Consider the following 11,646-nt stretch of genomic DNA (forward strand, 5'->3'; position numbering starts at 1 on the left):
CGTCCAGCAGGGCGTGCACCAGCAGGGGACTGCCCGCGGTCGCCCGGTGGTAGGCGCGGCCGACGTTGCCGGGCAGCACGCGGCCCGCCTGGGCGGCCAGCAACGCACCCACACCCCGCTCCGACAGGGGGGCGAGCCGCACGCGGCGGTGGGGCTGGCGTATCAGCTCCGCGTGCACGTCGACGCCCCCGGCACCGCTGCGCCCCTCCGTGGCGCACACGACGAGCACCCGGCGAAAACGACTGTGGCGCAGCAGACGGACCAGCGCACCCAGCGACGCCCGGTCCATCAGATGCGCGTCGTCGACGGCGACGACCAGGGGCCGCTCCTCGCCGGCGAGCCGCAGCAGCGCCTCGGCCGTCTCCTGCCTCACCGTCTCGGCGGCTTTGCGCCCGTGCACGCCCAGCCGCGGTAATTCCTCCCCGGAGCCCCCTGCCGGCCGCGCGCCGTCTGACGCCTCGCACGCCATGCCGCCGTTGGGCGTCAATTGCCGTATCAGGCTCATCGGGCGGTCCTGATCGGCGGCGTTGGCCGTACCGGCCAATATGTGTGCGCTCGTTCCGCCCAACATCGTCAGGAATTCATGAATGAGTTCGGTCTTCCCGGAGCCGGGGCCGCCCGTGACGATCACGAGCCGGCCGTTTCCGCGGGCGCTCTCGCCAAACGCCTCGCTCAGGGTCCCCAGGTCTTCGGAGCGATCGAAAATACGCATCGCGATTCCCTTCACATCATTATTCAGCATCGTTCCGTGACTCCGCGATGAGACCAACAAGCGAGTGCTTGAGTCGATCTGCTTCCCGCAGTCGGCCGTGCCGAGGGCTGAGAATGCGCGGATCGGCGTTCAGACAGGGTGTGACAGGCGGTGGCAAGAGCGGACCTGCTGTAATGCCCAGCGCATTCGGGGCAGGCGATCTCCGGTTGATCTCCATAGGAGCCAGCGAGAATCAGAGCACAGCCGCGACTGCCGCCGTGAGCACGAACGGCTTGTTCAATGGCCGTAGCAATCTCAGCTCGATTCAGCTGAACTCCTGTAGGCAGGTCACTACTGAAGATCGCCTCGGCACGCGCGACTGTCAATAGGTCGATCGAGCTGCCCATATAATTCCCCTTCCTCGGTAACCTGGGTTTGTGTCACCTTTGACGCATGCCGGATTGCCGACCTGATAGATTCGGATGTCGACGTAGTCTTGGTGCCAAGTTTGACACTTCGCGATAATCGTGCGTCAAACCGGGTAAACTCCCAGCGTTTTCACGCAATTGCTCGTTCGCAACGCCCATTCTTTACCTGTTGGACCCCCGTGGCATCAGTCACCTACCGTCACTGAGCCGTCATCACCTGAACGTACAATGCGGCCCCGTATACGGTGCGATGCCTATGGCTGGAAGCCCGTACGCAGAATACTGTCGACGTTGCATTTTCAGGGGAGTGTCTGACTTGTTACTCAGGCTGAATTGGCGATGTCCGGTTCGTTGATCAGTCCGTCGAGGTCCAGCCCGGTGGTCGGCAGGCAACCGGTGATCAGGTGCGGCCGGTACTGGATCTTCTTCAGTTTCCGCTTGATGACCCGGGTCAGGTGTGTGAGGTCGGCGGCGGCGAAGTCGGCGAGGGAGCGCTTGAGCAGGCTCCAGATGCCTTCCTGCGGGTTGATCTCCGGTGCGTAGGGCGGCAGGTGGAAGATGATTAGCCAGTCCTTGTGCTCCGCCTCGAAGTCGAAGATCTCCTGCTGCAGGTGCACCAGGTTGATGCCCCTATGTTGCGTCAAGCAGCCATGGGCTGAGGCTGCGGAAGTGGTGCGGCCACGATGAATCGGTAGACCTCGCGGGCCACGTAGCGCTTGAGACAGCGGATGGCTTCACGCTTGGTCTTGCCCTGTGCGCTGCGTCGCTGCAGGTAGAGCCGGGTGCGTTTCTCCTGCGTCGCTCTTGCCGTGCTGGCGCCGGGCCGCACGGTCCGGTCGGTTGACCTCGATGACCTGGACTCCCTCGGCGAGCAGGTAACGGCACAGCGAGGCTCCGTAGGAGCCGGTGCCTTCCACTCCCGCCTGCCGGACGGTGCCGAAGGAACGGGCCCGGGCCAGCAGGTCAACATAGCCGGCTTGCGTCGTCGGGAAGGAGCCCGTGGCCAGCAGGGCGCCGAGCGTGGTGAGCACGGTGGCGACGTGCACGTCCTTGTGGGTGTCCACCCCCAGAACGACGTTGGTCGCGTGGGCGGTCTTGCGTGGTGCCTGTCGGGCCGGACCGTGTGCAGTCATGGCACTTCTCCGTCCTGAGCGGTCGAACATCAGCGGCCCTGGTCCGGCGGGTGGTCAAGACTGTGAGGGTGCCATGGCGAAAGCCCCTATCGGGACACAACCGCACCATTCAGGACCGTACTGCCTCGCCCGAGCCCCGGCCGACAGATCAACTCTCAGGACATCAAGGTCAGTCCCAGACCGGGTTAGACCGCGGCTCGGACGAGACACTGCCATTCTCACAGTCCCAGACCCACACCACCGGGGTGCCGAGCTGCCGGTGCACCATGCGGATGAAGTCCCGGTAGTCGCTCCCGGCGAAGGTCTTCGGCTCGCCCTTGCGGCCGCGGTGGACGTGCAGCTTGTAGAACATCCGCGGCCGGTGCCCGGACCGGAAGCACACCGCGCCGGCGATGTTCACCCGCCCGCCGCGCCGCCCGGCCACCCGCACACCGGCCGGGCCCCACGCGGCGCCCAGGTGCGCCCCTTCGGCGGGATCAGCGACTGCCCGCTTTCGTCCGCGAAGCAGATATGGGCGCCCAGGTCGTGCGCGGTACTTTTACCCGCGGCCACGCTCCCCCGCAAGCGGGGGCACCCCCACTGTCTTCCACACCTCGATCGCCGCCTCGTCGCGCTCCAGCGCCCGGCGGACCGGCACCTGACAGCTCCAGCCGTGCCGCTTGAGCAGCAGCCACACCCCCTGGACCGTGTAGCCGATGTGGAACAACCGCCCGATCAGCAGCTTTACGCGCCTGAGCGTCCAGCCCTGGTGCTCATCGTCGAAGCCGTGGGCCAGTGGCCCCCGCTTCAGTTCCGCCTCCAGTCTCTGCCACTGCGCCGGCGACAGCCGCTCGACCGCCATCGGCCCCGCCGACGCCAGCCCCGCCGCACCCCGCGGCGCCACGCCGCCCGCCACCGGCGCACCGACCGGTCCGTCACCCGCAACTCGGCCGCGATCCGCGCCGTGCCCGCCCCGGCCTCGCACCACCTGGCCGCCTCCAGCCGCACGGCCTCCCGTTTCCCCTGCTCCGCGGGCGTCAGCCCGCCCCCTTGCGCATATCGCATACAGCCGTCGTACCGCAGGGATCATTACTCGTCACGACCGCCCGGACATCGCCCATTCAAGCTGAGTACTACCGTCCCCTGGCCTGCCTTGGTCTCACGGGATGAACTCGAACAAAACCTGATCATGCAATGGACCCTGGCAGCGCTACGACGACGGCCATGCCGCGGCGCGGATGTCGGTCCGGAAGTCGTTCTGTCTTCAAGAGGTGGAAGAACCGAATCGAAACTGTCGGGTTTGACAGCAGCAGATTCCCATTCCAGTACGAGTGAATTCACTTTTGCTTCGACGTGCGCCATTCGAGAGGAATTTTCAGGAAAGGGAAGCAAGTCGAAGTGGCGGTCTGGTAGTTCTGAGGGCTTGGGTGGCTCAGAGGAAGCCATCGGGATGGAGGGGGGACGCCATGTTGAGGAATAGCAAGACTGTGGTGCTGATTGTTGCTGCACTCGTTATTGTCTCGACACCACTGGTGTGGCTGCTGGGCAATACGGATGCTGGCGAGATGGTTGGTGCGTCTGTGCAAGCCGGCACAGGGGTGGCGGCACTGGTGTGGGCGCTGTTTCAACCAGCGTCAGGCGATTCCGGGGCTGCGCGGCGGTCAGGGGGCAGGAATGCCGCTGTAGCCACTGGTCGGGCTGAGGCCGAGGACGGAGCCAGTGCGTCCACCGGTGTACGCCGATCGGCCGACATTCCGGATCAATCGACACGAGTGAAGCGGACTGGTGATGCTGTTGCGCGCGGTGAGGGCAGCCGTGCCAACACCGGCATCGATCTTGGACAGCCCTGAAACAGGCACCAGGTGGGCTGAGGGCAGACACATGGGACGCCGTACCGGTAGCCGTAAAGGCAAAAACGGGAGCAAGGCAGCAGGCGGTAAGCAACTGCGCAGGACGCCCGAGGCTCCCTCAGGCAAGCGGCCTGCTGCGGCAGTCGGCCAAAGCGATCAGGTGGACCATACCGGGGACGCCAGGGTGACCGGTAACAACTCCATCGCCAATTCCGGTGTTCTGCACATCACCAAGGTGCAGTCTTCTGCCGAGCCGCTGCGGTGGCCGCAGGTGGTAGGACACCTACCGGCACCGGCGTCGTGCTTTCAGGAACGCGCCGAGGTGCGCGAGCGCATCGATTCAGCGCGCAACCGGCATGCCACGGTGGTTCTCTCCCAGGTGCTGCGCGGCGGAGGTGGCGTGGGAAAGTCTCAGCTCGCTGCCAAGCTGGCGTGGGAGGCCCTTGAAGAGGGCACTGAGCTGTTGGTCTGGGTCAACGCGACCTACCCCGGCCAGGTGATCGCAGAGTACGCGCAGGCTGCCCGCCGAGTGCGGGCGGAGGGGGCTGACGGGGAAGATGCCGAGGCCGATGCACGAGCGTTTTTGAACTGGCTGGCATGTGATAGGTGCCGGTGGTTGGTCGTGCTGGATGACGTGGCCGACCCTTGGGCGCTTGCGGCCTGGTGGCCGCGGGCTTCGGGGAAAGGGCGCGGCCGTGTTGTGGCCACCACGCGCTGCCGAGACGCGGTATTGACCGGTGGCGACCGCGAGGTGGTGGCGGTTGATTGCTATACGCCGGCCGAGGCCGTCGCGTATGTAGGGGAGCGGCTGACGCGTGCAGACGCCGCCCACCTGCAAGACGGTGCTGCAACCGACCTGGCCGCTGCGCTGGGGCTGCTGCCGCTGGCTCTCTCTCATGCCGCTGCCTACATGATCAACGAGAAGGTCACGTGCGGGCAGTATCTGCAGTTGTTCACCAACCGTCGCCTGCTGTTGGACGAGGTGCTGCCCGCGAGCGCGGACACTGAGGGGTATGGGCGGCAGGTGGCGGCAGCATTATTGCTGTCCCTGGACGCCGCCCAAGCCGCCGACGAGACCGGACTCGCGGTGCCGGTGCTGCGTTTGATCGCGCACCTCGACCCTGCCGGTCATCCCCGCGAGTTGTGGCAGATCTCGGTCGTCCTGCATTATCTGCGCCCCCGTCTCGGACTGCGCCGAAGTTTGCTGCGGCCCCGCACGAGCCCTGAACAGACACACAACGTGCTACGGCTGCTTCACCGGTACGGGTTGATCGACGACGACTCGAGCGAATCGAACGGTGTGACGGACAACCGACGCATTGTCCGGCTGCATAGCCTGACCGCCCGCGCGGCGCGCGAGACGGTGCCTGCGCGCGATCTGCCCGTCATCGTGCGTGCCGCTGCAGAGGGGCTGGCGCAGTTGTGGCCCGAGGTGGACGAGACGCTACCGGATTTCGCGGCCGTCCTTCGGGCCAATGCCAGCGCGCTGACAGCTTGCGCCGAGGACACCGTATGGACTCAGGAGGAGGCGCGTCTGCTGGTGTGGCGCGCCGGGAAGAGTTTGATGGCCGCAGGCGACTTCACCACGGCGATCGGCTACTGGGAGGCTCTGGTGGAGCAGGCCGGACAACGGCTGGGTGCCGGACACCGAGAGGCCCTACTCACCCGGACGAACTTGGCCTGTTCCTATACAAGTGCCGGCCGCTTCAGAGAGGCCATCGCTCTTCAGGAACGCGGCGTCGTGGAGTGCGAGCGGGAGCTGGGTTCCCGGCACCGCGCCACTTTTATCGCCCGCGCCAACCTGGGCTCCTCCTACCTGTACGCCGGCCGCGTCAGTGAGGCCATTGCCGTACTGGAGCAGGTGGCCGCCGACCGCAAGCGGCACCTGGGCGACCGCCATCCCGACTATGAGAACACCCTGGTGAACCTGGCCCCTTGTTACTGCCGGGTCGGGCGCGCTGATGAGGCCATCACCCTGTTGGAGCCCGTCAATGCCCGACGCGGCCGAGCGGACGATCCCAACACGCTCACCGTGCGGTACGTGCTCGCGCAGTCCTACATGCTCTGCGGGCGCACCGACGAGGCGCTTCCTCTGATGAAGCAGGTCGTCGCCGACCGTGAGCGGCAACTGGGCACCGACCATCCCGAGACTTTGGCCGGACGCGCCAGCCTCGCCAGCTGCTATGTGGGAAGTGACCTCGGCCATGAGGCGACCGCCCTCCTGGAGCCGAATGTGCGTGACTGCGTACGTGTGCTTGGCCCCGAGCACCCGAACACCTTGGAAGCCCGCGCCCATCTTGCCAACGCCTACTGGAAAACGGGCCGGCAAGGGGAAGCCGTGCACCTATTGGAACAGGTTGTCGCCGACCGTCAACGGCTGCGGCACTCTGCCCAGGCCGAGACCGTGCAGATGGCTCGCATGCTGCGGCAGTGGAAACGTGAACAACACTCGCGTCACCGCTGACCAGCACGTACCTACTCTTTAGGTCGCCCGTGTGTATGTGCGGACCCAACCGTACGGACACTTTCCGAGATTTCACGGGCAAAGGTGTGACAGGTCGGCCGCACCCGGGGGACAGGAGTCCTCATTCCCGGGCTGCTCCCGCATTGGCGTACAGGACTACCGAGCGTCCCACCGGCGGCGGGCCGCCGACGGCGTGCATGTTTGCCTTCCAGGACGCCGTCGCCGACCGCAGCACCCGGGAGCCGTGTCAGCCTGTCGTACGGCTGCGCCTGTACTGCCGAACTGCGGCAGCCTCGGGGCTTCCGGCTTTTACGGCGGAGCCAGACGCGGCGCCCGGCTGTCCAGGCCAGCCTATGGGATTGAGAGAACGGACCGAATCTAAGCTTTCCTGACTGCATTTTTATAATTCGGCTTGCAATGTGACTGACTTTGATAGATCCACATTACTGAAATTTGAACGGTAGCGAAGCCGTGAAGTCACGGTTACTGCATCGGGGTATTTCGGTACGCACTCGACTGGCATAATCCCAGGGGGGCACTTTTCTCGAAAGCACCCATGGCCATAGGGGGAGTAATGGCAGGGCTCGAGGGAACCGCTCGTCCGCCATCCGCACGGTCCATTGACGGATGGACCGTGCCCGGCTACGCAGACGTCCAGGAACTGGCCAGAGGGGGTAACGACCGGGTCGTCATCTCTCTCCATGCTGCGACCGGCCAGTACGTAGCCATCAAGTACCTCAACGAAGAGTTGAGCACCAGCCCTGCGTTTTGCACCGCTTTTCGTCAGGAGGCGAAGCTCCTCAGCGACCTGAACTCACCTCACGTGACACGCCTGTACGAATATGTGGAAGCGCCACAGGGAGCGGCCATCGTCATGGAGCTGGTCGCGGGAGCGGCCCTGCGGGCACTGCTTCGCCAAGCGGGGCGAACAGAACCCGAGGCCGCGCTGATGCGCCAGAGGAGAACCTTGCGCGCCCGATCTGCCGGGTAGCCTCTCGCCATAGGCCTGCCTGCCCTCTTTTTCTGCCGGGAGAGGGGTACCTGTCTTCAGCGTGCTCCGCTGGAGAGGCATGCAGCAGTAAGGGAAAGTTGCTCGGCCCGCCAGGGGCGTGAGAATCAAACGGGAAGCTGCCAGCTCGGGCCTGCCGGGGAGCCGATCCAGACGGTTTGCTCGAAGGGGGTGGCGGTCATCCCGAAGCCGGTCAGGTCGGGGGATCCGGCGTTCTGCCAGTGTTGAAGGGCCGTTTCGATCTGGTCCCAGAGGCGGAGTGGTCCGTGTTGGTGCACGGTCCATCCCTGGTTGTCGGGTTCGGTCCATGCCTGTGATCCGGTTGCCACGTCGCGGAGGATGACGCCAGTGCTGGTGGTCATCAGCTCGGCGGAGGGGGCTGCGAGCTGGGCGACGAATTGTCCGGTCCACTCTTTCAGCAGTGCTGGGTTGAGGCGTGTGGGACGGGTGTCGCCATCCAGCCGGAAGAAACGTGGGGCGGGGGGTCGTTCGTGGGGGCGGGCGAGCATGTAGGTGATGGTGTCGTGGGTGAATCGGCCGTGTGCGGTTCCTTCGTCGTCGAGGGTGAGGCGGATCAAGCCGGCGGCGTGCATCCAGCCGCTGATGGTGGTGGTGATGGATCCGCCGTCGTTGAGTTGCCAGAACCAGGAGGGTGGGATGGTTCGTACGGAGCAGGTGGAGATGATTACGTCGTAATCGGCATGCTCCTTGCAGCCTTGGAGGCCGTCGCCGATGGCGAGGGTTGGTGTGCAGCCTGCTTTGCTCAGGTGTGTGGCGGCGCTGGCCGCAAGGTCGGGGTCGTATTCGATGCTCACCACGTGGTCGGCTCCGAGCCGGTGGCACAGGACAGCGGTGGAGTAGCCGGTGCCGGTGCCCACCTCGAGGACTTTCTGCCCGGGGCGGAGTTGTGCTACTTGGGCGGTGCGTGCCACCAGCGACGGCAGGGTGGCGGAGGAGGTGGGGCTGCCGGAGATCGGGCCGGTGGTGTCGGCGGCGTCTTTCTCCTCGACCTGGGTGACCCAGGTCCGGTCGGTGTAGACCATGTGCAGCCAGTCGTCCTCTGTGATCTGTGTGCGTAATACGGGTTCCCATCCGCTGCCGGTGGGACGAAAGATCGCGGAGTCGAGGAACAGTTCGCGGGGCACGGCCACGATCGCGTCGCGCCACCCAGCGTCAAGGGTTGGATCGGCTGCGGCGATTTCCTCGGCGAGGGCCAGGCGGAGCGTGGTGGGGTCAGTGGGCACGTTGGTCTCCTGCGTGCTGGAGCCGGTCGGCGATAGCGCTAACGATCCTGGCGGTGATCGGTTGTGGAAACCATGCGAACTGTCCGTTCGGGTTGCATTCGTACAGCCAGGTGCGATCATCCTTGTCGATGCCGAAGTCGAAGGCACCGTAGACGAGTCCGAAGGCGTTCAGGTAACGGCGCACGCTTTTGGCCAGGTTGGATGGGGTGTCGATGAGCGTGTACGACAGGTCGTCGTAGTGCCGTCGCCAGTCCAGACCGGGCGCCCCCTGGATCCGGACGGTGAAGACTTCCTCGCCCACGGCCGTCACCCGTAGGTCGGCGGCCGATGACACGCGTTTTTGGAACAGGTGCATGGTTTGGGTGATGCCGGCATTGAGATCGGCCGGGGCGACTTCCTCGACCCATACGGTCAGTGCCCGGCCGTCGCTGCCGATGTAGTGCGTGCTTCGCAGGGGTTTGTAGATGACGGGTCCGTGGTCGCGGATGAATTCCCGGGCGGCCGTCTCGTCGTTCGTGAGCAGGGTGGGGGGTATGTCGAAGCCGCAGTGTGCTGCGGTGGCAAGCTGGGTGGGTTTGTATTCGGCATCGCGGTTGCGCCATGGGTGGTTGACGTAGTGCGCGCCGGGGAGGGATGCGAGGATGCCGCCGAGTCCGTAGCGGGCTTCTTCCCTGCACCAGCGGCTGTCCTGGTCGTCCAGTCCGGGCGGGGCTGTGTAGGGGCGTGGCCGGCGCCAGTACACAGAGCGCACCTGGTCCAAGTCGGTGATGCGCGTAGCCGTTTGCGCGTGGCCTCGCATTCCGTCGTTGTCGAGGTGGGCGGTGATGGAGAGGTGCGTGGGGAAGCCGCCCGGGTCCAGGCGCATGAGTGGGATCTGTCGTCGGTTCAACTCCTCGATGACCAGATCGGCGGTTGCGTCATCTGTCTGCGTCACGATGAGGACGCAGCCGTCCGACGTCAATCCGTGTCGCCTTCCTGGTCGCTGCCTTGATCGGTTTGACCGTCCAGACTCGTTTTGGTTGATGTTTCTTTGCTTGTCTCGGACCTCTTGTGCTTGGCTGCAGGGGATATGTCCGAGCCGTCCGGGCTGATCCATCTGCCGGTTTGCGTCTGGGGGTCCAAAACGACTTCTGCGGCGGGAAGAACCACGGCTTCGGGGTAGGGCTTCATGCGTGTCACGCCCCAGGGCGCTGTTGTGTGGCTCATTTTTACCTCCGGTCTCTTCTGTCCTATGAGGAGCAGTGTGCCGCCTCGTCTGTACGCGCCGGTAGGGGACATTCGGTCTGTTCGCCCAGCATGACGGCATCTTGGCTACACGCATTTTTTGATCTGTGGATCGTGCTGCCTGCCCGAAGAACATCAGCCTCACAAGGCGACTCCAATGCCGTCGTAACTCTCTCGAAGACTTCCTCACCAAAATAGGACTCTTCCCCAACAAATCGTCGATGCGGCAAGATCTGTAAACGCAGTCCAGCTCTTCCGGTCGAGGCCGGCTTGAGCGCCGACCGATCAGTCGGCCCTCTCGATGAGTCCGGTCTGCCGGGTAAGGGCCTGCCAGCGCCGCTCGAAGTCGCGACTTTCGGCTTCCACCAGTTCGGGCGTAAGCGCCGTCCTACGCAGGGCGATGCCGCGCTGGACGCACTCACGTACGACATCCTGCGCATCGGGCTGCGCAGTATGCACACGCAGCTCGGCCCACACCGCGAAGAGCCGGAAGGCGGGCATGTAGCGGCGCAGGGTACTGGGACTCACCCCCTGCCCTCCCCGGCCGAGGATGCCCTGCCCGGCAAGGAACTCGGACAACTGTGGGGCCTTGGGCTCGTGGCCGTGCTGTTCCTGGTAGGCCGCCCAGGCCAGGTAATAGCGGTCCACCGTGGTCAGTTCGCCCCCCTCCCCCGGTTCCGGGCTCTCCGGCTCTCCCTCACCCCCCTGATGGTCGTCCTCCGGATGCTCCTCGGCTGTCTGCCCGGGCGTTTCGAGCGAGGCGTGGGCTTCCGGGCCGCGGGCGGCCTGCGCGGCCGGGACGGCGTTCGCATTGCCGGCACCCTCTGCCTCCGCCTGGGCGGGAATCGCGGGCTGCGGGCTGGGGCGCTCGGTTTCGCCGGGCGCGGCGTCGGCTGTGGCGGGCGGGTTCTCTTCGAGATCGCGCTGCCAGAACGCGGTCACGAAGTCGGCGAGGTCCTCCCCCGCCAATGGAGTGCCATTGTGGGTAGTGATGCGGTCCCGTGCGAAGACGAAGGCGGCGAACGCGTCCGCGTCCGGGTACGCGCCGTGCTCCTTGGCGTAGTCGAGCCAGGCGCTGTAGAAGAACTCCTCCCAGGAGCCCTCCGCGGCCGCATCGGCATCGGTTGTCGACTCGCCCTTGTCAGCCGGGGGAGGGGGTGCGTAGCGCTGCTGGAGGCCGGCGACGATCGGGGCCAGCTGCCGGTCGGAGAGCGGGCCGCCGGCCGCGGTGGTCACCGCGTACTGGTCGCGCAGGAACTGGCCGAACTGGTGCGCGGTGGGCGCCCTCTGGAACTGGACGAGCCAGGCCTGATAGGCCTCGGCGAACAGTCCGTTCTGCGTGGCGTCCTCCGGAAGCAGTGCGGCCGTGGGCTGCGTGGTGGATGCCTGCGGGGTGGGTGCGGGAGAGGGCATACCGGTGACGGTGAGCGCGGACTCCTCCTCCGCTGGGGGCAGCGGCAGCGGCCGCTGGACCGGTTCGGCCGGTGCCGGCTGCGGGGATGTGGGAGGTGGCGGGGTCTGGTTTTTGATGCCGGCGGCGGCCAGGCCCATGGGCGCGGTGTCCGCCAGGGGGACGCCGTAGCGGGCCAGGCGCAGCGGCATGAGGGACTCCACCGGGGCCTTG

The 11,646-nt window shown here is 65.8% G+C and carries 11 protein-coding genes and 2 pseudogenes; 3 read left to right on the top strand and 10 right to left on the bottom strand.

What is annotated here, in order from left to right; translation table 11 throughout:
* The 6 genes and pseudogenes from IE271_RS39035 to IE271_RS44465 all read right to left on the bottom strand — a co-directional run.
* The coding region (locus IE271_RS39035) for an ATP-binding protein (protein ID WP_229919922.1) at positions 1 to 742 on the bottom strand (742 nt) is incomplete at its 3' end.
* A 700-nt stretch (positions 743 to 1,442) separates the two neighbouring features.
* Positions 1,443 to 1,736: pseudogene (locus tag IE271_RS39040) on the bottom strand (transposase); the annotation flags it as partial.
* Positions 1,737 to 1,853: 117 nt separating this feature from the next.
* The gene (locus IE271_RS39045; RefSeq protein WP_190195195.1) at positions 1,854 to 2,252 is read right to left on the bottom strand and encodes an IS110 family transposase; all 399 of its coding nucleotides are present in this window, start codon (positions 2,250 to 2,252) and stop codon (positions 1,854 to 1,856) included.
* 169 nt (positions 2,253 to 2,421) lie between these two features.
* Positions 2,422 to 2,604: a hypothetical protein gene (locus IE271_RS39050; protein WP_190195196.1), complete on the bottom strand. Its 183-nt coding sequence runs from the start codon at positions 2,602 to 2,604 to the stop codon at positions 2,422 to 2,424.
* 186 nt (positions 2,605 to 2,790) lie between these two features.
* A complete protein-coding gene (locus IE271_RS43770) occupies positions 2,791 to 3,135 on the bottom strand; it encodes a helix-turn-helix domain-containing protein (RefSeq protein ID WP_308435254.1) in 345 nt (114 codons plus the stop codon).
* Complete coding sequence (locus tag IE271_RS44465) at positions 3,039 to 3,296, bottom strand: helix-turn-helix domain-containing protein (RefSeq protein ID WP_506005299.1); 258 nt, start codon at positions 3,294 to 3,296, stop codon at positions 3,039 to 3,041. The genes IE271_RS43770 and IE271_RS44465 overlap by 97 nt, the downstream gene beginning before the upstream one ends.
* A gap of 422 nt (positions 3,297 to 3,718) precedes the next feature.
* Between IE271_RS44465 and IE271_RS39060 the strand changes: the two genes are divergently transcribed.
* The 3 genes from IE271_RS39060 (at position 3,719) to IE271_RS39070 (ending at position 7,536) form a co-directional block, all read left to right on the top strand.
* Complete coding sequence (locus IE271_RS39060) at positions 3,719 to 4,081, top strand: hypothetical protein (RefSeq protein ID WP_308435255.1); 363 nt, start codon at positions 3,719 to 3,721, stop codon at positions 4,079 to 4,081.
* A complete protein-coding gene (locus IE271_RS39065) occupies positions 4,020 to 6,545 on the top strand; it encodes a tetratricopeptide repeat protein (protein WP_190195202.1) in 2,526 nt (841 codons plus the stop codon). Before IE271_RS39060 ends, IE271_RS39065 begins: the two co-directional genes overlap by 62 nt.
* A 634-nt stretch (positions 6,546 to 7,179) precedes the next feature.
* Positions 7,180 to 7,536, top strand: coding sequence for a protein kinase domain-containing protein (locus IE271_RS39070; RefSeq protein WP_229919925.1), 357 nt, complete (start codon positions 7,180 to 7,182; stop codon positions 7,534 to 7,536).
* 125 nt (positions 7,537 to 7,661) lie between these two features.
* Here IE271_RS39070 and tgmC read toward each other — a convergent pair whose 3' ends face one another.
* The 4 genes and pseudogenes from tgmC to IE271_RS39090 all read right to left on the bottom strand — a co-directional run.
* On the bottom strand, positions 7,662 to 8,798 hold the full coding sequence (gene tgmC, locus IE271_RS39075; RefSeq protein WP_190195198.1) for an ATP-grasp peptide maturase system methyltransferase: 1,137 nt from the start codon (positions 8,796 to 8,798) through the stop codon (positions 7,662 to 7,664).
* Positions 8,788 to 9,732, bottom strand: coding sequence for an ATP-grasp ribosomal peptide maturase (gene tgmB, locus IE271_RS39080; RefSeq protein ID WP_229919926.1), 945 nt, complete (start codon positions 9,730 to 9,732; stop codon positions 8,788 to 8,790). Before tgmB ends, tgmC begins: the two co-directional genes overlap by 11 nt.
* A 23-nt stretch (positions 9,733 to 9,755) precedes the next feature.
* Positions 9,756 to 10,004, bottom strand: a complete 249-nt coding sequence (gene tgmA, locus IE271_RS39085) for a putative ATP-grasp-modified RiPP (RefSeq protein ID WP_190195200.1) — start codon at positions 10,002 to 10,004, stop codon at positions 9,756 to 9,758.
* Between the two features lie 303 nt (positions 10,005 to 10,307).
* A pseudogene (locus tag IE271_RS39090) lies at positions 10,308 to 11,646 on the bottom strand (hypothetical protein); the annotation flags it as partial.

Source organism: Streptomyces minutiscleroticus, from assembly GCF_014650875.1.
GTDB lineage: Bacteria > Actinomycetota > Actinomycetes > Streptomycetales > Streptomycetaceae > Streptomyces > Streptomyces minutiscleroticus.

Bases quoted from the DNA above. Each gene is read 5' to 3' on its own strand.
- tgmA (WP_190195200.1), bottom strand. From the start codon at position 10,004: ATGAGCCACACAACAGCGCCCTGGGGCGTGACACGCATGAAGCCCTAC.
- IE271_RS44465 (WP_506005299.1), bottom strand. From the start codon at position 3,296: ATGCGATATGCGCAAGGGGGCGGGCTGACGCCCGCGGAGCAGGGGAAA.
- IE271_RS39065 (WP_190195202.1), top strand. From the start codon at position 4,020: ATGCTGTTGCGCGCGGTGAGGGCAGCCGTGCCAACACCGGCATCGATC.
- IE271_RS39050 (WP_190195196.1), bottom strand. From the start codon at position 2,604: ATGTTCTACAAGCTGCACGTCCACCGCGGCCGCAAGGGCGAGCCGAAG.
- IE271_RS39045 (WP_190195195.1), bottom strand. From the start codon at position 2,252: ATGACTGCACACGGTCCGGCCCGACAGGCACCACGCAAGACCGCCCAC.